Source organism: Bifidobacterium asteroides (assembly GCF_009683175.1).
In the GTDB taxonomy this organism is placed as follows: Bacteria; Actinomycetota; Actinomycetes; order Actinomycetales; family Bifidobacteriaceae; genus Bombiscardovia; species Bombiscardovia asteroides_H.
Genome location: NZ_WKKW01000002.1, coordinates 210,658 through 229,053 on the forward strand (window position 1 = coordinate 210,658; position 18,396 = coordinate 229,053).

The 18,396-nt window shown below is 60.3% G+C and carries 19 protein-coding genes; 6 read left to right on the forward strand and 13 right to left on the reverse strand.

Annotated features, from left to right (window positions below):
- Positions 1 to 41: 41 nt before the first annotated feature.
- The 3 genes from nrdG to GKC41_RS04905 all read right to left on the reverse strand — a co-directional run bounded on the left by nrdG (position 42) and on the right by GKC41_RS04905 (position 4,584).
- On the reverse strand, positions 42 to 764 hold the full coding sequence (gene nrdG / locus GKC41_RS04895) for an anaerobic ribonucleoside-triphosphate reductase activating protein (RefSeq protein WP_154313217.1): 723 nt from the start codon (positions 762 to 764) through the stop codon (positions 42 to 44).
- A gap of 69 nt (positions 765 to 833) precedes the next feature.
- Entirely contained in the window at positions 834 to 3,230 is a 2,397-nt protein-coding gene (gene nrdD, locus GKC41_RS04900; RefSeq protein ID WP_154313218.1) for an anaerobic ribonucleoside-triphosphate reductase, read from the reverse strand.
- 349 nt (positions 3,231 to 3,579) lie between these two features.
- Positions 3,580 to 4,584, reverse strand: coding sequence for a LacI family DNA-binding transcriptional regulator (locus GKC41_RS04905; protein ID WP_195760171.1), 1,005 nt, complete (start codon positions 4,582 to 4,584; stop codon positions 3,580 to 3,582).
- A 320-nt stretch (positions 4,585 to 4,904) separates the two neighbouring features.
- Here GKC41_RS04905 and GKC41_RS04910 point away from each other — a divergent pair, with 320 nt between their 5' ends.
- From GKC41_RS04910 to GKC41_RS04920, 3 genes are all read left to right on the forward strand, one after another.
- Positions 4,905 to 6,002, forward strand: a complete 1,098-nt coding sequence (locus tag GKC41_RS04910; protein ID WP_195760172.1) for an ABC transporter substrate-binding protein — start codon at positions 4,905 to 4,907, stop codon at positions 6,000 to 6,002.
- On the forward strand, positions 5,999 to 6,787 hold the full coding sequence (locus tag GKC41_RS04915; protein ID WP_154313221.1) for an ABC transporter permease: 789 nt from the start codon (positions 5,999 to 6,001) through the stop codon (positions 6,785 to 6,787). Before GKC41_RS04910 ends, GKC41_RS04915 begins: the two co-directional genes overlap by 4 nt.
- Before the next feature lie 179 nt (positions 6,788 to 6,966).
- Positions 6,967 to 8,019: a DUF805 domain-containing protein gene (locus GKC41_RS04920; protein WP_195760173.1), complete on the forward strand. Its 1,053-nt coding sequence runs from the start codon at positions 6,967 to 6,969 to the stop codon at positions 8,017 to 8,019.
- Positions 8,020 to 8,070: 51 nt separating this feature from the next.
- Here the strand turns inward: GKC41_RS04920 and GKC41_RS04925 are convergent, their stop codons facing one another.
- The gene (locus GKC41_RS04925) at positions 8,071 to 8,931 is read right to left on the reverse strand and encodes a hypothetical protein (protein ID WP_229281637.1); all 861 of its coding nucleotides are present in this window, start codon (positions 8,929 to 8,931) and stop codon (positions 8,071 to 8,073) included.
- A gap of 81 nt (positions 8,932 to 9,012) precedes the next feature.
- Positions 9,013 to 9,669: a histidine phosphatase family protein gene (locus GKC41_RS04930; protein ID WP_198220077.1), complete on the reverse strand. Its 657-nt coding sequence runs from the start codon at positions 9,667 to 9,669 to the stop codon at positions 9,013 to 9,015.
- 214 nt (positions 9,670 to 9,883) lie between these two features.
- Here GKC41_RS04930 and GKC41_RS04935 point away from each other — a divergent pair, with 214 nt between their 5' ends.
- The 3 genes from GKC41_RS04935 (at position 9,884) to GKC41_RS04945 (ending at position 12,263) form a co-directional block, all read left to right on the forward strand.
- Entirely contained in the window at positions 9,884 to 11,221 is a 1,338-nt protein-coding gene (locus tag GKC41_RS04935) for an MFS transporter (protein WP_154313224.1), read from the forward strand.
- Positions 11,222 to 11,299: 78 nt separating this feature from the next.
- Complete coding sequence (locus GKC41_RS04940) at positions 11,300 to 11,806, forward strand: GtrA family protein (protein WP_198206235.1); 507 nt, start codon at positions 11,300 to 11,302, stop codon at positions 11,804 to 11,806.
- Between the two features lie 109 nt (positions 11,807 to 11,915).
- Complete coding sequence (locus GKC41_RS04945; protein ID WP_154313226.1) at positions 11,916 to 12,263, forward strand: phenylpyruvate tautomerase MIF-related protein; 348 nt, start codon at positions 11,916 to 11,918, stop codon at positions 12,261 to 12,263.
- A gap of 136 nt (positions 12,264 to 12,399) precedes the next feature.
- Here the strand turns inward: GKC41_RS04945 and rplI are convergent, their stop codons facing one another.
- The 8 genes from rplI to GKC41_RS04985 form a co-directional block, all read right to left on the reverse strand.
- Positions 12,400 to 12,849 (reverse strand): 50S ribosomal protein L9, encoded by a 450-nt coding sequence (rplI, locus tag GKC41_RS04950; RefSeq protein WP_154313227.1) that lies wholly within the window; start codon positions 12,847 to 12,849, stop codon positions 12,400 to 12,402.
- 14 nt (positions 12,850 to 12,863) lie between these two features.
- The gene (gene rpsR, locus GKC41_RS04955; protein ID WP_015021310.1) at positions 12,864 to 13,112 is read right to left on the reverse strand and encodes a 30S ribosomal protein S18; all 249 of its coding nucleotides are present in this window, start codon (positions 13,110 to 13,112) and stop codon (positions 12,864 to 12,866) included.
- Between the two features lie 36 nt (positions 13,113 to 13,148).
- A complete protein-coding gene (locus GKC41_RS04960; RefSeq protein ID WP_029677658.1) occupies positions 13,149 to 13,766 on the reverse strand; it encodes a single-stranded DNA-binding protein in 618 nt (205 codons plus the stop codon).
- 88 nt (positions 13,767 to 13,854) lie between these two features.
- Positions 13,855 to 14,151, reverse strand: coding sequence for a 30S ribosomal protein S6 (gene rpsF, locus GKC41_RS04965; RefSeq protein WP_015021308.1), 297 nt, complete (start codon positions 14,149 to 14,151; stop codon positions 13,855 to 13,857).
- A 139-nt stretch (positions 14,152 to 14,290) separates the two neighbouring features.
- The gene (gene rfbB, locus GKC41_RS04970; protein ID WP_154313228.1) at positions 14,291 to 15,364 is read right to left on the reverse strand and encodes a dTDP-glucose 4,6-dehydratase; all 1,074 of its coding nucleotides are present in this window, start codon (positions 15,362 to 15,364) and stop codon (positions 14,291 to 14,293) included.
- Positions 15,348 to 16,496, reverse strand: coding sequence for a LicD family protein (locus GKC41_RS04975; protein WP_195760174.1), 1,149 nt, complete (start codon positions 16,494 to 16,496; stop codon positions 15,348 to 15,350). Before GKC41_RS04975 ends, rfbB begins: the two co-directional genes overlap by 17 nt.
- Entirely contained in the window at positions 16,489 to 17,619 is a 1,131-nt protein-coding gene (locus GKC41_RS04980) for an NAD-dependent epimerase/dehydratase family protein (RefSeq protein ID WP_229281638.1), read from the reverse strand. Before GKC41_RS04980 ends, GKC41_RS04975 begins: the two co-directional genes overlap by 8 nt.
- The gene (locus GKC41_RS04985; RefSeq protein ID WP_154313231.1) at positions 17,619 to 18,377 is read right to left on the reverse strand and encodes an IspD/TarI family cytidylyltransferase; all 759 of its coding nucleotides are present in this window, start codon (positions 18,375 to 18,377) and stop codon (positions 17,619 to 17,621) included. Before GKC41_RS04985 ends, GKC41_RS04980 begins: the two co-directional genes overlap by 1 nt.
- Between the last annotated feature and the right edge of the window lie 19 nt (positions 18,378 to 18,396).

Below are 18,396 nucleotides of genomic sequence, written 5' to 3' on the forward strand. Positions count from 1 at the left end.
CCGGTAAGGCGACGTAGACCAATTCAGAGGTGGAGCCGGTATCAGCCCCGCTGCTGCTCCTGCTGCCGATCCTTGCTGTAGGTCTCCGGAATAAACCTGGTCTGGTCGTGCAGTTTGGGCCAGATGACCACCCGGCCCTGCTCCAGGGAACGCGGCACGTCGATGATCCGCTGGTTGTCCGAGCCCCGGAACTGGAGCAGGCTGTTCTTACGATTCTCCAAGTAGCGTCCGTCCACCAGCACGTCAAGGTAGGAGATCAGCTGGGCCTTGTCCGGGGTCTCCCCCGGCCGGTTCAGCTCCTCCCAGGTGTAGCCGGTCCAGCACCAGATATCCTTCTCGTGGCCGAACTCGCGCCGGATTCGCTCTGAAAGGCCGAGCAGCATGGGGGTGTTGAGCAGAGGCTCCCCGCCCAGATAGGTGATGCCCTGCACGTAGGACAGCGACAGGTCCTTGATGATCTGGTCCTCAAGCTCCCGGGTATAGGGATGCCCGGCGCCGAAGTCCCAGATGGAAGCGTTGTAGCACCCCTGGCAGCGGAAGGGGCAGCCACTGACGTAGAGGGAGCAGCGGATCCCCTCGCCGTCGGTCATGACCAGACGCTTGTAGTCCGCCACGATTCCCCGACTGAGTCGGCGACCGTCCCACTGGCCGGCCTTGGGATTGTTGGTCAGCGCAGAGGGAACCCCCGGACCACGCCCCTGCTCATCAGCAGCGAAGTCACGGTGGCCACCCGTCTTTCTCATGCTTCCCTGTTTGTCCGTCATCTGGTCCTCCTCATGACAATGGCGGGCCGCAAACTACCCGGCCCGCCATTAACTGCGTCTTGTCAGAGCCTATTCGGCCTTGTCGTCGAACCACTCCTTGGTGGATCCGTCCTTGAGGACCACGTGGCCGGTCTCGCCCTCCATATGCTTGACACGGTGGGCGATCTCCTCGTGCCTGCCGTGGACCATAGGCCGCTGGACGGGGTTGCCCAGGTAACCGCAGGTGCGCTTGGTCACGTTGCACTTATCAGGATCGTCGTTGCCGCACTCGGGGCACTTGAAGCCCTCCTCGGTGGGCTCGAAGTCACCCTCGTAGCCGCAGACGAAGCAGTGATCGATGGGGGTGTTGGTACCCAGGTAACCGATGCCGATGTCGTAGGCGTAGTCCCATACAGCCTCCAGGGCCTTGGGGTTCTGCTGCATGGAGGGGAACTCGCAGTAGTTGATGAATCCGCCCGAGGCCAGATAGGGGAAGTCCCGCTCGTAGCTGAGCTTCTCCATGGGCGTGGGCCGCAGCCAGACCGGGTAGTGGAAGCTGTTGGTGTAGAAGTCGTGGTCGGTCACGCCGTCGACTACGCCGAACTTCTCCTTGTCCATCCGGGCGAAGCGGTCAGTCAAGGACTCGGCCGGGGTGGAGTAGACCGAGTAGTGGTATCCCTCAGCCTTCTCCCACTGCTTGCAGAGCTGATTCATCCGACGCACGATGCTCAGGGCGAATTCCTTGCCCTCCGGATCCCAGGAGTGGTCCTTCATCCAGTCCTTGCCGTAGAAGACGCTGGTGGCCTCATAGAGGCCGATGTAACCCAGCGAAACGGTGGCGCGGCTGTTGCGGAAGAGGGTATCTACACTGTCGGTCGGCTTCAGCCTGCCGAAGGCGCCGTACTGGTAGAGGGTGGGAGCGTTGATGGGCGTGGCCTGCTTGCAGCGCATGATGCGGAACTGCAGGGCGTGGTGGGCCACCTCCATGCGCTGGTCGAATATCTTCCAGAAGCGATCCTTGTCGCCGCGGGACTCAAGAGCGATGCGGGGGATGTTGACGGTGACGACACCCAGGTTCATGCGGCCGTCCTCCTCGTCCTCGCCCGTCTCGGGGTTGGTCCAGGCCTGCAGGAAGGAACGGCAGCCCATGGGGGCCTTGAAGGAGCCGGTGATCTTGATCAGGTTCTCGTAGAAGACCACGTCAGGGTACATACGCTTGGTCGAGCACTCCAGGGCCAGCTGCTTCATGTCGTAGTTGGGATCGCCCTCGTCCGCATTGAGACCATGCTTGATGGTGAAGACCAGCTTGGGGAAGATGGCGGTGTGGCGGTCCTTGCCCAGCCCGCGGATACGGATCAGGAAGATGGCCCGCTGAATCTCCCTGGCGAACCAGGAGGTGCCCAGGCCGAAGCCCACAGTGACGAAGGGCGTCTGGCCATTGGAGACACGGTTGGAGTTGATCTGGTACTCCATGGTCTGCATGGCATCGTAGATGTTCTTGCGGGTCAGGATCTTGGCATAGACCTGGCGCAACCGAACAATCTGCGGAGCGTCCAGGTCGAAGGGGGCGTCCTCGCCGATAGGGGCACGATCATCCAGGTGGAGCCAGTCAGCCTCCCGAGCCTTGAGGCCGCGGACGACATCCTTGGCCACATCGATGGGCTCCTCGTCCGGCAGGACGGCCTCAGCCATGGAATAGTTCTTCTTGTAGTCCAGACGCGCATACCTGTCCAGCATCTCGTCGCAACGGTTGACCGTCTGGCCGCCGTACTGGGAGCCGGCGATGTCCTTGATGATCTGGGTGATCTGCGTGGCGGCCGTGCCGATGGACTTGGGCGAGTCCATCATGGCGTTGCCCAGTTCGAAACCGTGGGCCAGCATGTCGCCGAAGTCAGGCAGGGAGCAGTTGGTCTCGGCCGTAAAAGGCGAGTAGTCCGCGTCGTGGAAGTGAATGTCACCCTTCATATGGGCATTGGAGACATCCTTGGGCAGCATGGCGAAGGCCGAAGCCTTGGAGACCGCGCCGGCCAGCAGGTCGCGCTGAGTTGCGTAGACGTTGGCATCCTTGTTGGCGTTCTCGCGCACCAGGGTCTCGTCCTTGCTGGTCAGACGGTGAACAGCCTCGTTGACATCCGTGGCCTTGGCCCGCTGAATGTCACGGTCGAGACGGTAGGAGGTATAGGAGCGAGCGATCTCGTAGAGGTGGGCATTGACCAGCGCGTGCTCGACCAGGGTCTGGATGTCCTCGATCTTGACCGGGTTGGTGTAGCGATCGGTGATCTCGGACTGAACGGTCAGGGCCATACCCCGGATCTGCTGACGATCCTCAGGACTGACCTCGTGCTTGACGTCCTTGAAGGCAGCCTCGATGGCGTTCATGATGTTGACGGGATCAAAATCGACGATCCGGCCGTCGCGCTTCTCGACCAGAATGCCGTCGACAGCATCGCGATCCGAAATGCCACGCTCCTTCACGCTATCGGTCATGACCTCAGTATCCATCGTCACTCCTCATACGGTCGTCATACGTTTGCTCATGTGCAGTTGCTTTGGCGTTCCCGAATTCCATGCCGGGAACGGCGAATCACATGGATGTCATTCTTGATGACAAGATTCACTCTATCACGTTGTGACCACCATATGTAGTGCCTGAGGATGATTCGTTTCCTACATCTAGTAATTCCCGTGTTTTGTGAGCTGAGTCACAAATAGTGGGGTATGGACAAGGGCCGCAAATGGCCGAAAGGCCGTTGGAGGTCATTTACAGGGACGATACAGCCGTCCGACACGCACATGATTTGTCGAGCCCCAACCCCTGCATCAAGCAGGAACAGACCTAAGCCAGCAAGCCCCTTGGCACGAAGAGGGTTTGGGTGCGCAGACGGCGATCCACGCCCATGCCCTCCGGAGCCTGCCGCCCCGGCTCGATCATGGACAGGAGCATGTCAACGCCCTGGCGGCCCATGCGATCCACCTGTTGGGAGATGACCGACACCTGAGGACTGATCAGCTGAAAGACCTCCAGGTCGTCGAAGGAGACCAGGGGCACACGTGAGCGCAGGTCGCCCTCCCACTCCATGGCGACGGCCTTGATGGCATCGGCCGAGTAGCCGAAGATGACGGCATCCACCCCCTGACCGAGCAGGTGGCGCATGGTCGAGGCCGCGCGGGGACGGTCCTCGAACCCCTGGCGGACCACCAACCCCATCAACCCCTGACGGGCATCCACGCCGTCCAGGAAAGCCTGTTCGCGCTCGCGGAAGGTGTAGGAGCGGCTCTCTGGGCCCGGAACGAAGGCCACTCTTCTGCTCCCCCTGGCTGCCAGAGCGTCCAGGGCCGCCTCCATGCCAGGCACAGGGTCGGAATCCACCAGAGGGACACCGGGCAGGGTCCGGTCCGGACGATCCACGAAGACCACGGGGAATTCCCTTGCCAGCATGGTGCGCAGCATGGGCGAGGTCGGACCGTCAGGGACAACCAAAACGCCGTCCATATGCCGAGAAAGAAGGATGCGGTAATAGTCCTCCTGCCTGCTGGCCTGGCAAGAGGACACGCCGATCAGGGGCGCATAGCCTGCCGAGTAGAGCTGGTCCTGAACCGCGTAGACCAGCTCGGAGAAGTAGGGGTTGCGGATGTCGGGGACCAGCAGGCCTACGGCATGCGAGCGCGAGGATCGCATGGAACGGGCCCGGCTGTCTGGGATGTAGCCCAGCTCCATGGCCGCCCTGCGGACCCTGTCCTTGGTGGGCGGGGAGATGCGCCCCTTGTCGTTGAGCGCCTGGGAGACCGTGGATACGGACATGCCCGCCTGCTTGGCCACATCACTGATGGTCACCGACATGGGAACCCTCCGTCGTACCCTACCGAAATCGGATGTCTTGCTCCGGACGAGACCGACAGCGGTCGGCCCGCACAGACCTCTCGTGAGTTTCCAGTATAAGGGCAAATGATGCAACCTTTCATCACGGCGAGGCAGGACCGTCTGAGTTGGACTAGAGTGGTCTTGTTCGCGCGGCTGGTGGCAGCAGCCGTGGCACACATCGCAGAATTCCATCGGTCAAGACCGTACCGGATCGTCGCGCGGGCTCCTCACCTTCCCGTAACGGCCCCGATGCGGATGGGCACCAGGGGTGCCGGAGAGGCAAGGTGACAGTGATGAGCATGTCGGAGAAAAGCGGCTTCAGGAGGATTCCCGGCCACAGACTGATCGTACGGGCGCTCGCTCTGACAGCGGCGCTCTGTATGGCAGCCACGAGCGCAGCCTGCGGGGCCAAGGGGGCAGGGAACAAGGCCGATGACGGCTCCAAGCTCTCCTTCATGCTGGACTGGACGCCCAACACCAATCATGTGGGCATCTACGTGGCCCGTCACCTGGGCTACTTCGACAAGGCCGGCCTGAAGCTGACCATCCTGCCCACGGCCCAGGCGGGAGCCGAGACCTCCGTTCAGAACGGGGTCGCCGACGTAGGCTTCTCCAAGTTGAGCAACCTTGCCACCTTCAACTCCCAGGGATCCGACCTGCGGCAGGTCTTCAACATAGGCCAGCATTCCGTGGCACGCTGGTGCTCGCTGGCCTCGCGCACCGACATCCAGACCCCCAAGGACTTCGACGACAAGACCTTCGTCAGCTTCGGCTCGGCCGAGCAGACGGCCGTGGTCAAGCAGATGATTCGCCATGCAGGCGGCAAGGGCGACTTCAAACGGGTGACCAGCGGCACCAACACCTTCGCCACCCTGACCAGCGGCAAGGGTGACTTCGCCGGCTTCTACGCCAACTGGGAGGGCGTAGAGAGCGAGCTCAAGGGTCCGGCACTGCACTGCTTCACCCAGGCCGACTGGGGAGTGCCCGGCAACCCCGACCAGCTGGGCTTCGTGGTCAAGAATTCCTGGCTGCAGCAGGCCGGTCACCGCCGCGCCCTGACGGCATTCGTCAAGGCCTGCCTGAAGGGATACGACTACGCCCTGAATCATCCCGACCAGGCGGCGGACATCCTGGTCAAGGAGACCAAGGGATCGGCCATCGACCCGACCCTGGCCAAGCGCTCCATGCAGAGCATCGTCAAGGAGGGGTACTGGGTTGACAGTCCAGAGCAAAAGAGCATCACCGGACTGATCAACGTCAAGGATGCCCAGGACTATCTGGACTTCCAGTTCAAGGCGGGCACCTACCGGGACGCCAAGAAGGGAGACCCCAACAAGGCCCCTCAGGCCAAGGACCTGTGGACCGATCGCTACGTTCGGGAAGCAGCCGGTCGATGAGGGTGCGGAAGCAGAGCGGAACCCGGGCGCTGCCTCCGACCATCACCCTGCTGGCGCTCCTGATCATCTGGGAGCTGGCTGCCCGCCTGGGCGGAGTCAGCGAACAGGTTCTGCCGGCGCCCAGCCGAATCCTGGCTGCAACAGTGCAATCCCGGGAGGACCTGCTGCCTGCCACCGCCATCACCGCCCTTGAGGGCCTTCTGGGCTTCCTCCTGGCCTCGGTCCTGGGAATAGTGATCGGTCTGGCCCTCTACAGCTGGCGCACCCTGCACGACGCCCTCTACCCCCTGATTGCAGGTGCACAGATGATACCGCTGATCACCATCGCCCCTCTGTTTGTGATCTGGTTCGGATTCGAGCCCCTGGGCAAGGTGGTCATCGTAGCCGTCTTCGCCCTCTTCCCTATAGTGGTCCAGACTTACCGGGGGCTCAAATCCGTGCCCCGCTTCTACCAGGATGTAGCGCTGAACTGCGGGGCAACCCGAACCTGGACACTCTGGCACGTCAAGCTGCGAGTGGCCGCCGGGCAGATCTTCGGCGGTCTGCGCATCAGCGCGGCCTATGTCTTCGCCACCGCGGCCACCTCGGAGTATCTGGGCGCCAGGAACGGCCTGGGCATATGGCTGCAGTCGGCCTTCAACTCCTTTAGAACCCCGCTGATCTTCTCGGCCACCCTGGTCATCATCCTGCTGACCGCACTCCTGTTGGGCCTGATCACCCTGACCGAGCGGCTGCTGCTGGGCGATGCCGGCGATGATCATATGGTCAATCCGGACGACGAGTGAAGAGTCCTGCAACAGCAATCACCTACCGAATTTAACAGAATGGCTCAAGTAAGTGTGACGGGTCCCCCATACCCTGCACAAGCCGTGACTAGCAAGCAGAAGAATTGGCCTGCCATAATAGGGATATACGGCAAAGTCAGATTCAGGATTATCAACAGAAGATGAGAGGGACGATATCCATGAGCCATCCAGATGATATGAACAACGGGAACCAGACCCCCAATGACCAAGGTTCGGCCGATCAGGGTTCGGCCGATCAGGGTCCGGCCAACGACTGGTCCCCGAAGGACCCCGGTGACGGAACCGGCTCAGGAACCACAGCCTACCTGAATCAGCCTCAACCAGGACAGTCCGGCTATGCACAGACGGTTTCGGACCAGAGCGACATTTACCATCCGATCAGCGAAGCCCAAGGACCTGCCGACGATTACCACCGGGAACAGCCATACCAAGGGCAGCCATACGGTCAACAGCCAGGCTACAGCCAGCAACAGCCCTATGGTCAACAGCCCGATGAACAGCAGTACTACGGACAGCAGCAGGCGCCCTACGGTCAAGGTCCGAATCCCGGCCAGGCAAATGGCCAGCCCAATGGCACAACCCCGCCGTCTGGCTATGCATCGGACAACTCTTACCAGGCACCCGAGGGCTGGTCGCAGGCAGGCTACCAGCCTGGGTATCAAGCAGGCTACCAGCCCGGACCGCAGGTTCCACAGTATCCGGCCTATCCCTATGCGGATGCCGGATTCAACGGCGAGCCGCCACTGAACGCACCCTGGTACGGCATTGACTTCGTAAATGCCTGCAAGCGTTTCTTCGTCAAATACACCGTCTTCTCCGGGAGGGCCTCCCGTGGGGAATTCTGGTGGGCTTTTCTGATGATCTTCCTCATCAACTGTGCGATCTCGATCATCACCTCAGGATCCACTTTTGTGGGACGGATCCTGTCCCTCCTGGTCACCATAGGACTTTTCATACCCAATCTGGCCGTGAGCATACGGCGACTTCATGACACCAATATGTCCGGCTTCTGGATACTCCTGCCCTCCGTAAGCGAACTGGTGGGCAGCATCCCTGTGATTTTCGCCATCGTGGCTATTGCAGACGGACATCCAGGATCCTCGCTCTCCCTGCTCGGCTTGGGCGCGTTGATCATGCTCGCCGGAACCGTCGCCGGAATCATTCTGCTGGCCAGGCCCAGCGATCCACGAGGAGCACGCTTCGACCGCTGAGCCCAATCTGCCTTTCGCCTTGACCGATGCCAAGGCGAAAGGCAGAAGGTCTTAAAGCTCCACAGGAGGCTTGTCGGGGTCCTCGGGCACATGGGCGAACTTGGCCTGCAGGGCTTCGCGGCTCTTGCGTTCGTCATCCTCCTTGGCCTTGCGCTTGGCTTCCTCGGGATCCCAGAGCACCTCCTGACGATGGTGGTCCCACTCAGCGCCCACCAGAGGAGCCAACAGGTCGGCGAAAGCCTCAGGATCATCCAGTAATCCCAAGGCATGAACGACATCCGCGTCAGACAGGAAGGCCTGGGGAATGCCCAGCCGTTCGTTGAGCTCATTGACATAGACCAGAATTGGCGCGGCGGCCGCAACATGGTCAGAGTCGGCGCCTGCGCGTTGAAGCAGATCCCGGCAAATCTCCAGAATCGTAGCCAGGGCCTGGGCCACTCCCTCTTTGCTCAGTGGAGATTCGGGGGATTTGTTCTGCTCACCCAGGGACTGCTCGACCTCGGCCGCACCGGCAACCACATCCTGCTGCCGGGCCTGGTCCCAGCCGCTGCCCAAGGTTTCGGCCAAATCCGCAGGCGTCCTGGACTGGTCGCCCTGCGCCTGTGCAGCCGCCTCGATGGCATCGTTGGCCGCCATGAGTGCGTCCACCAAATCCTGGGGACGGCCAGGGATGTCCTCAGCACCCTCATAGACGTATTCAGCGTCGGGGATGGTCACATCCTCGCCCGTCATCAGTTGCGCCAGCACCATGCTGATGCGCACCTGCAGGTCCTCCGCATATTTGGCATCGTTGGCCATATGCTCGGCATTCGTCAAGGGCCAAAGGTCTACCAGCCTGGCCCCTTGTTCAGCTGCCTCGGCCACGGCGGGCCGTCCGGCTATCGCCTTCGCGCTTGTCTGTACATCCACCATGATCATCACGCTCCTTCATCGGGTTCTCGGACAGTCATCCACGACAGCATCCTCAGTCATCCTAAGCCGTGCAAGCGGTCTTTACACGCCTGCCGCCGGGTCCGCGTAGGTGATTCCCAGCACTTTGCCGGTTTCACAATCCAAGGTAATGGAGGTCACCGAGGCCAGGGCGGTGGCCCGGAGGAGCATATTGTGCTCGGGATGGCCGGTCTCCAAGAGATGACGATACGACCAGATGGGCGACTCATGCGAGACGGCCAGGACCTGCGCATCAGGATGGCTGCGAACCACCTGCCGGACGAAATCCCCCACTCGCCGGGCGATCTGCCGATAGGACTCCCCCCAGCTGGGACGGCGCAGGTCCAGGATCAGCCGCAGGTTGGAGGGTCGCCAGAGGGCCCCCTGCCCGTGACCGATGCGCTTGCCGCGGAATTCGTTGCCGGCCTCGATCAGACGACGATCGTAGATAGGCTCCAGCGGTTTCAAACCGTGATGGACACGAGCGGGGTTGATCTGCTCAAGCAGGATGGCCGTGGTCTCCCGGGTTCTGTCCAATGGAGAGGAGTAGACGGCTTCCAGATCGCGCATGCCGGGAGCCTCGGCCATAAAGCGGGCCGTGGCCTCGACCATGGCCCTGCCTCTGTCGGACAGATGGAATCCAGGCAATCGCTCATAGAGAATATGATCGGGATTATCAACCTGGCCATGACGGACGAAATGAATGGTCGTCGCAGGCACGACCCACCTCCCAAACTCCCCGACGGGCCCCTTAAGTGACCATGGCGGAGGGTAGAATTATCAGTATCCGAATGGCACCCATCGGGCGCCGATATGGTTACCACTGTAGCAGTTCCCCCAGCAGCCCCACATCCCTTCATGCCCCTGGAAGGTCCGGCGGAAAAACATGCTTCGGGACTGTGAAAACATCCACGGAAAGCGAGACGAACAGCCCATGCCACGGCAATTGAAGGCGGCTCTGGTCGAAGCCGGTCACAGGGTCTTCGGAGGATACTCGGCGCTCCTGCGGCTGCCACACACGGCACGGTTCGCCGTGGGGTCGGTCATCGCCTCCATGCCCTTCCCCATGGTGGGCATGACCATCACCATCTCGGTGCAGCACTACTACGGCAGCTATTCCCTGGCCGGAGCCCTGACCGCCATCCAGGCCGTGGCCCTGGCCCTGGTCAGCCCCATGCTGGGCAAGTTGGTCGACAAGTTCGGCCAGAGGCAGGTCTCCATCCCCACGGTTCTGGTCTGGATTGTGGCCGCCACGGTCCTGATTACGGCTATCACCGCCCACGCTCCCACCTGGGTGCTCTACCTGGTCACCCCCTTCATGGCGGCCATTCCCCCCTGGGGAGCCATGAGCCGGAGCCGGTGGACGCACCTGCTGCGCGGTGACCACCGAGCCACCAACCAGGCCCTGTCCCTGTCAGGGGTCTTCGACGAGGCCATGTGGGTGATCGGCAACCCACTGGCTTCCATACTGGCGGTCATTTCAGGCGTGTTGGCCTTCTCCTTCACCGGGATTTGCGTGCTGGTCGGGGCCTTCATGTTCCTCTCCTGCCGAGAGACCGAGCCGCCCTCGCAGACGGACATGGCCCGCGCCCAGGGCATCACCCGCAAGGAATACAGAGAACGTCAGGCTCAGCAGGTGGCTCGTCTGCGGGCACAGGAGGGCGGGAACGGCCGCAGCGGCGCCTTCTGGAGTGCCGGCATGATTGCCGTCTGCGCCACCTGGTTCGGCCTGGGAGCCTTCCAAAGCGCAGCGTCCATCTCCATCATCGCCTTCGCCACAGAGCAAGGAATGAAGCAGATGACCGGGTTCGTCTTCGCCTGCTTCTCCTTCAGCTCCCTGGTCGGCGCCCTGCTCTACGGGGCCAAGAACTGGACCATTCCACTCTGGAAGCGTTTCTACTTCTGCTTGCTGGTGGTCAACCTGGGTATCGGAACCTTCATGTTCGCCAGGAATCTGTGGACCATCATGGTCATCTACCTGATCATCGGCGTCTGCCAGGCACCCACCTGGATCAACGGCAACCAGCTCATGCTCCACCTGGTGCCGCCCATCCGCTTCACCGAAGGTATGGCCTGGCTGAGCGCCATGAATTCGATCGGGTCCTCGGCCGGTTCTGCTGTAGCAGGGCAGTTCATCGACCGTTACGGATCCCAGGGCGGGTTCGGGGTGGTCACTACTCTGGCTCTGGCCTCGCTGGCCATCGCCTTTGTGGGCTTCCGTCAGATCCGCAACAGCACCGAGGAGCCCATTCTGACCGAGCTGCCCGCCTGAGGGCGTAACGTAAGGCTTTTGCGCACAAGCGGCTTCCGGTACCCCGCCAGCACATGAGGGATGATTGAATGGGCTACCGTGCGTAGATTAATCGGGCAACTGCTCAAGTTCGGTATCGTGGGTGTCATCGCCTTCCTTATCGACATCGGCATCATGAACCTGCTGATCATGGGTCCGCACCTGAACAATGTCCTGGCAGGGGCCATCTCCTTCCTGATCTCACTGGTCTTCAACTATCTGGCCAGCATGCGTTACGTCTTTAAGCATCGGGAGGACATGGCCCGGTGGATGGAGATGGCGGTCTTCCTGGTCTCCTCGGTCATCGGTCTGGGAATCAACGAGGTGATCCTGTGGATGGGCACCGCCATGCTGCCCCCGGACGCCATCACCACCATGCACGCCCGATACCTGCTCTACGCCAACATCGCCAAGATCACAGCCACCGTGGTGGTGGCCATCTGGAACTTCCTGATCCGCAAGTGGCTGCTGGACGCGCCAGCGCCAGGAAAGCCGGTCAATCCGCGGTCGGTGGCCCATCGTCTGGGGGCCTGGTCCCTGAGTCATCGTCCCTTCGGCTGGCGCTGAGCTCGTTTCACCAGGTCGAGGCTACTATGGGACGGGAATAGTCAGCCATCCGCCAGGCGGATCGAATCATTCTGATCGGTCATGCCGGACGGACCGGAAAGGAAGCACCATGCCCGTTATTCATACTCATGTAAGCACGCCCGTTACCGCCGAACAGCGCGAGCGGATCAAGACCGCCTACGGCAAGGCCATCACCGCTGTCCCCGGCAAGTCCGAGGGCTGGCTCATGTGCCCCTTCGAGTCGGACATGCCCATCTACTTCGGTGGTGATGACAGCAAGCCTGCCGCCTATGTCGAAGTCAACGTCTTCGGCAGCGATGTGCCCAAGTCCGCTTGGGAAAGCCTGACCAAGACCATCATGGATACGTTGGAATCGGAGCTGTCCATCCCCAAGGACCGCACCTACATCCGCTACACGGCCACCACCGACTGGGGTTGGAACGGCGGCAATTTCTAAATCGGATAATGCCCTGTAACGCATAAGGAGGCCTTCCCGCGCACAGTCTGCTGCGGGAAGGCCTCCTGCTTAAGCCCAGATCCCTATTTCAAGGGATCCTTATGGGAAGGGATACTTATGGGATAGGTCGCATTTGCTACTCAGCGACGACCTTGACCGTGAAAGCGGCCGAGATCTCGGGGTGCAGAGCTACGGTTGCCGGGAACTCGCCAGTGGTCTTGATGGTCTCCACGGAGATGGTGCGGGGATCCACGTCGGCCAGGGGGCGAAGGGCCTGGGCGATGGCATCGTTGGAGATGCCGCCGAAAAGCTTGCCCGAATCGGACACCTTGGCTGCGATCTCGACGGTCTGCCCATCGATAGCGGTCTTGGCAGCCACGGCATCCTCACGGGTGGCCATGGACTTGGCGCGACGGGCCCGCTGCAGGGACTCGATCTGCGCGGCGGCGCCCTTGGACCAGGCGAAAGCCAGTCCCTGGGGAATCAGGAAGTTGCGCGCATAACCGGGCTTGACTGCGACGACGTCGCCCTTGTGACCCAGATCGGTCACGGTATCGGTCAGAATAACCTTGGTTTCCTTTGCCATAATCCTGACCTCCCTCAGCGACCGTTGGTGGCGTAGGGCAGCAGGGCCATCTCGCGGGCGTTCTTGATCGCCTTGGAGATCTCGCGCTGCTCCTGGACGGTGACGCCGGTGATGCGGCGGGAACGGATCTTGCCGCGGTCAGAGATGAACTTGCGCAGCAGAGCCACGTCCTTGTAATCGATGGTATGAATCTTAGCGGCCCTCAGAGGATTCGGCTTCTTCTTGAAGGGCTTGACCGGCGGTTGCGGCCTTTTACGTGACATTGGTACTCCTTAAATGAATGATGACGCTTTGAAACTTCAGAATTCGGGTTCGTCCCCGGAACCACCGAACTCGCCGGTGGACCCGAAGGATCCGAAGGAATCGCCGGACCCGGTCGATGACCAGGGATCCTGAGCAGGGGCCTGCTGGCTCTGCGCTGGCTGTTGACGACCCATGGGGGCCGATGCCGCGCCGGCGCCGCCCTGGTAGGAAGCCCCACCCTGGTATCCGCCGTTGTTGGAGCCTGCGAAGCCGCCACGGGATCCTCCGCCACCAGTGTTGGCATTCCTGGTGACCTGTGCGGTATTCCGTGTCAGTGCGGGTCCAATCTCGTCCAGACGCAGCTCCACGACCGTGCGGTTGTTGCCCTCACGATCCTGATAGGAGCGCTGCACCAGACGACCCTGAGCGATCACCCTCATGCCCTTGGTCAGGCTGGCCTGGATGTTGGAGGCCATGGGACTGTAGGTGGAATCCCAGGCCGAGCAACGCATGAAGAGCGAGTCGCCGTCCTCCCACTGCCCGGAGTTCCTGTTGAACTGCCTGGGCGTGGACGCGATGGTCAGGTTGGCCACCGTCCCTCCGTTGGAGGTCGTACGCACCTCCGGATCCGCAGTGAGATTACCCACCACGGTGATGTATGTATCTCCCGCCATGTCACGACCTTTCCTCGGAATGAGGACTTGGGAATGGGCCTGCTGGGGCGAATGTCAGCCGACGCTCCGACGTCCTTTTGCTGTTTGCTTACTTGTCATCCTTGCGAAGAATCTTGGTGCGGATGACGGACTCGTTCAGGTTGAGCACACGATCGAGCTCAGCGCTGGCGGAGGGCTCGCAGGTGTACTCGACCACCACGTAGTTGCCTTCCTTGTGCTTGTCGATCTCGTAGGCCAGCTTGCGACGGCCCCAGACATCGATGTTGTCGACGGAGCCGCCTTCCTTGGTGACCACCTCGAGATACTGGTCGGTTAGCTTCTTCAGCGAGCGCTCATCCATGGCCGGATCGGCAATGAACATCAATTCATACTTATGCGCAGACATCACCCACCTCCTTTGGACTTACAGGTCACGGACCTTCCGTGACAGGAGGGTGTATTGCACGCCATTCGCGGCAGAACAGTTCTCTGGCCACGATGGGAACCTGACTAGTTTACATCCAAGGGTGGTACAGCCACAAATATCAGTGTCCCTGCGCCCGATAACGAGCTTCGACTGCCTGCTTGTCACCTGCCCACCACTTGCGGTGACGACGATACCAATCGATCGTCTCTGCCAGACCCTGCTCGAAGTCTCGGTGCAGAGGCCGCCAACCGAGGTCCCGTCGTATCTTTCCGGCATCGATGGCATATCTACGATCTCCTCCAGGCCGATCTGCCACCAAGTCGAATTCATCGGGTCCGCGCCCCATGAGGCGCAGGATCATACGGAGCACCTCCATGTTGCTCAACTCGCCATCCGCGCCGATCAGGTAGGTCGATCCCGGCGCCCCATGCACCAGGATGCTCCAGATGGCCCGACAATCATCCTCCACATGAATCCAATCTCGGACAGCACGTCCTTGGCCATAGATTCGTGGACGGATTCCGGACAGGATGTTGGTGATCTGCCGAGGAATGAATTTTTCAATGTGCTGGTAGGGGCCGTAATTATTGGAGCAGTTGGAGATGGTCACGCGGGTCCCATAGGTGCGACACCAGGCTCGTGCTAGATGGTCCGCCCCTGCCTTGGTGGCCGAATATGGACTCGATGGCCGGTAGGGGCTGGCCTCGGTGAAGCGGTGTGGGTCATCGAAGTCGAGATCGCCGAAAACCTCGTCAGTGGATACCTGATGGAAGCGGAGGTCGTGGCGACGGGCCGCCTCCAGCAGAACGTAGGTGCCATAGAGATTGGTCCTGATGAAGGGGGCTGGGTCCTGGATGGAGTTGTCGTTGTGCGACTCAGCCGCAAAATGGACGATGGCTTCGACATGATACTGGCGGATGGCCCGTTCCACGGATTCGGAGTCGCAGATATCGGCATGGACCATGTCGATTCGATCGGGAATAAGGCCATGGAGGTTATCCATCTTGGCTGCATAGGTGAGCAGATCGTAAACCACGATGTGCGTGTCGGGATGGTGGGCCAGCACATAGCGCACAAAGTTCGTACCGATGAACCCGGCACCCCCCGTCACCATCAGGCATGAGGGGTCGGCAGACCCACAGTCCTCAACACTGCCTGAACGAAGCTCGTACACCTCACTTTCGTTCTTCATCGCCAAGGGCCTGTCCCCCACCATCCGAAAGCATCCGACGCATGGCTTGTACCGATTCCTGCGAGGCAATGTACTCATCTGCGACATGCTCATGGGAATGCATGTCGCGCGGCAGAGCCATGTAATCGCCATAGGCCTTACTCAGGTACTCACGATAGTTGCTGGGCACTGGAACGGAGATTCCGCGGAAGGGCAGAGTCGTCGAACCGGTCCAGTCACCGGTCAAGTAGGGACCGGATTGGCGCACCTCGTCAATGTTCTCAATGCCTCTGATCAATCCTGTAGCACCATCAGCCGTGGGCAGGATGGATACGCGAGTCGCCAGATCTTCCAGGTGTGCGTTCAGGTCAGATTCCAAGGCGGGTATCAGAGGATCCGCGCCGGAAATATAAATATCCCGGCTCCAGGAGGAACTCGCGTATTGTTCGCGGATTCCCTGGACAAACTGTAAACGTTCCTGCGTGCAGACCTGCCATGCATCTTCCGGATCGCCAGATACCCAATCCAGGGGAAAAAGATCAACAAAACAGGGGTTGGCCTCATCTATGGACCGGAATCTGATCTGCTTGCAAGACACGTACCAATCCCAGACGACCGTGACACGGAAGCGCCCATCCTCGCGCACGGCTTTTTCCAAGCGGCTCAACTGTTCACGAGTGATGTAGACATCAATATCGTCATCCCAGGGGATGAAATCCTGTTGGCGGAAGGCGCCCAGCACTGTGCCGCCGGCACCCCAGTAGGAGATCTCATGATCCCGGCAAAACTGATCAAAGAGTTCGAACAGCCTGGCCTCCGCATCCTGGAAGAGCGCATGGATGCCTTCGGCCTTGGGCAACCCTCTAAAGAATCTGAGTTGTGCCTGCTCAGTCGTCTCGTTATCTCCCCGGAACAGCTGCCAGTACATGACGCTATTCGAATCATGGACGTATTCCAAGGTCTCATTAAGCGCACGGCATTGCTTCTCCAAGCGATCGAGACTCTCCTGAGCCTTATCCAACTCCTTCCGCTGATCATCAATCACCTGAAGGAGTTGGGCGTATCTGGCATCATCCTGCGCCCGGAAGCCTCGCAAAGACCGTGAGGAGATGGGCAGGCGCCCCTTGATGCCGGCGATCAGACGGCTATTCATTGTCCATGCCTTTCCTTGCGACATTGCCGGTCTGCAATGTTGACGGCCGCATGCCAAAATACCGACCGGTGCGTTCCAGTCCTTGTACCAGTCCGACCTCCGCCTCAAACCCCAGAGCCCGTATTTTGGAAGTATCAAGAATATTGTCCTCCGGAGGGGAGAAGCGCGCAAGCTCTTCCTGATCAGGCTGTTCATACCGCACCAGCCCGCCCGGGCGTCCAAAAAGCTGGGTCAATTGCTGGGCCACCCCGGCAATGGGGACTTCTTCCCCGCCATTGGCGATGTTGTATGTCGAATCCTGGCCACGCAAAAGAAGCAACATGATGCCATAAACGGCATCTTTGATATAGCAGTAGCTGCGTCGCTGCAGACCAGGACTGTGCATTTCGATGTCCCTGCCCTCTTGAAGCATCCGCAGAAAAAGCGTAATAATCTTGGGATCGTCCAGCCGGTCACCCGGGCCATACAGGTAGGCCATACGTGCCACAGTCACAGGAAGGCCCAGCTGCAGACGTGCCCCTGCGCAAAGGTTTTCAGCGGCTAGCTTGCTGATTGGGTAGCAGTTGCGGACCACTGCCGGGTCAAAGCTTCCCCTATCCCCCTCCTTGAGGATCTCCTCCTGGCTATGACCTCCATAGGCTTCAACGCTGGACAGATAAACCACTCTGAAGGGCTTGGTGTCCAGATCCGCCAGATATTGCAGAATCTGCTCAGTCCCAACCACGTTGGTCATCATGGTCCCCATGGGATCGGATTGGTAGGCCACCGGGTCGGCATTGCTGGCGGCGTGGATGCAATACTCTATCGGTCCTTCGTTCTTCAGGGAGAGGGGGGCCCGAAGATCCAGTTCCGCGACTTGCAGCCATGAGCCCTCCCAATCGCTGCCCAAAACATCTTGCAGACGTTTCCGACTCCGGACCAATGCGAGAACATCGATACTCAAGCCGTGGCGATGTCGCAAAGCAGCTATCAGATGCAGAACGAAGGAGCCCACGAACCCTGTCCCACCGGTAATCAGTATTCTGCAGCCGTCCAACTCCCGCCACAGGTCCGAATGGGCGTCGGCCAAATCATTCACATCCCGCTTCAGAATGTCTGCATCGACTCGTCTTACCCCAGTCATCAAGCCATTCCCTTGGCATCGAGATAGGCCTCGAAGAGCGCCACATCCTCGGGACTGGTGAGCTTGAAGTTGGAATTGTCACCGGCTACCGCATGAACCACATGACCAGTCTCAATCAGCAGCGTGCAGGTAGCTACCGAATCATGAATACCCATCTCATCTGCCTGGCGATGGATTAGTGAAAGATCGCGCAGACGCAGGCTCTGTGGGGTCTGGGTTCGCATGACGTGAGAACGTTCAACCACTCTGCTGCTGGACTGGCCGTCATCGGTATGGAGCAAAGCCTCAGTTGCCGGCACTACAGTGACGGCATTGCCGTATTTCTCCACACCTGCGATGTTGGCGTTGATCACTTCTTCAGTCAACAAGGGGCGAACCCCGTCATGGATCAGAATGATGTCCTCAGGCGAATACTGTTTCTCAAGATAACGCAAACCACAACGTATGGATTCGAAACCGCTGGCACCTCCAGGTAAAACAGATCGGACCTTGGTCAGTCCACAATCTTTGACATATTGCTCAACGATTCCCGTCCACTCGGGCAGGGATACGACAATGATGTCCTCGACGGCCACTGCTCGTTGAAAAGCCTCCAGGGTATAGACCAGTACCGGCTTGTTCCGAACTACCAGAAACTGTTTGGGCACTGGTCCGCGCATACGGGCGCCAACCCCACCGGCCAGCACCAAGGCTACGACCCTGACGGTGGGCTCATCTGGGGAATCCATGCTCCTCTTTCCCCAACTCTCGTCACTCATGTTCCGATTCTATCGAAAG

Bases quoted from the DNA above. Each gene is read 5' to 3' on its own strand.
- GKC41_RS04945 (WP_154313226.1), top strand. From the start codon at position 11,916: ATGCCCGTTATTCATACTCATGTAAGCACGCCCGTTACCGCCGAACAG.
- rfbB (WP_154313228.1), bottom strand. From the start codon at position 15,364: ATGAAGAACGAAAGTGAGGTGTACGAGCTTCGTTCAGGCAGTGTTGAG.
- GKC41_RS04920 (WP_195760173.1), top strand. From the start codon at position 6,967: ATGAGCCATCCAGATGATATGAACAACGGGAACCAGACCCCCAATGAC.
- rpsF (WP_015021308.1), bottom strand. From the start codon at position 14,151: ATGTCTGCGCATAAGTATGAATTGATGTTCATTGCCGATCCGGCCATG.
- GKC41_RS04910 (WP_195760172.1), top strand. From the start codon at position 4,905: ATGTCGGAGAAAAGCGGCTTCAGGAGGATTCCCGGCCACAGACTGATC.
- GKC41_RS04960 (WP_029677658.1), bottom strand. From the start codon at position 13,766: ATGGCGGGAGATACATACATCACCGTGGTGGGTAATCTCACTGCGGAT.
- rpsR (WP_015021310.1), bottom strand. From the start codon at position 13,112: ATGTCACGTAAAAGGCCGCAACCGCCGGTCAAGCCCTTCAAGAAGAAG.
- GKC41_RS04980 (WP_229281638.1), bottom strand. From the start codon at position 17,619: ATGACTGGGGTAAGACGAGTCGATGCAGACATTCTGAAGCGGGATGTG.
- GKC41_RS04905 (WP_195760171.1), bottom strand. From the start codon at position 4,584: ATGTCGGTGACCATCAGTGATGTGGCCAAGCAGGCGGGCATGTCCGTA.
- GKC41_RS04935 (WP_154313224.1), top strand. From the start codon at position 9,884: ATGCCACGGCAATTGAAGGCGGCTCTGGTCGAAGCCGGTCACAGGGTC.
- GKC41_RS04975 (WP_195760174.1), bottom strand. From the start codon at position 16,496: ATGAATAGCCGTCTGATCGCCGGCATCAAGGGGCGCCTGCCCATCTCC.
- rplI (WP_154313227.1), bottom strand. From the start codon at position 12,849: ATGGCAAAGGAAACCAAGGTTATTCTGACCGATACCGTGACCGATCTG.
- GKC41_RS04925 (WP_229281637.1), bottom strand. From the start codon at position 8,931: ATGGTGGATGTACAGACAAGCGCGAAGGCGATAGCCGGACGGCCCGCC.
- GKC41_RS04985 (WP_154313231.1), bottom strand. From the start codon at position 18,377: ATGAGTGACGAGAGTTGGGGAAAGAGGAGCATGGATTCCCCAGATGAG.
- nrdD (WP_154313218.1), bottom strand. From the start codon at position 3,230: ATGACCGATAGCGTGAAGGAGCGTGGCATTTCGGATCGCGATGCTGTC.
- GKC41_RS04915 (WP_154313221.1), top strand. From the start codon at position 5,999: ATGAGGGTGCGGAAGCAGAGCGGAACCCGGGCGCTGCCTCCGACCATC.
- nrdG (WP_154313217.1), bottom strand. From the start codon at position 764: ATGACGGACAAACAGGGAAGCATGAGAAAGACGGGTGGCCACCGTGAC.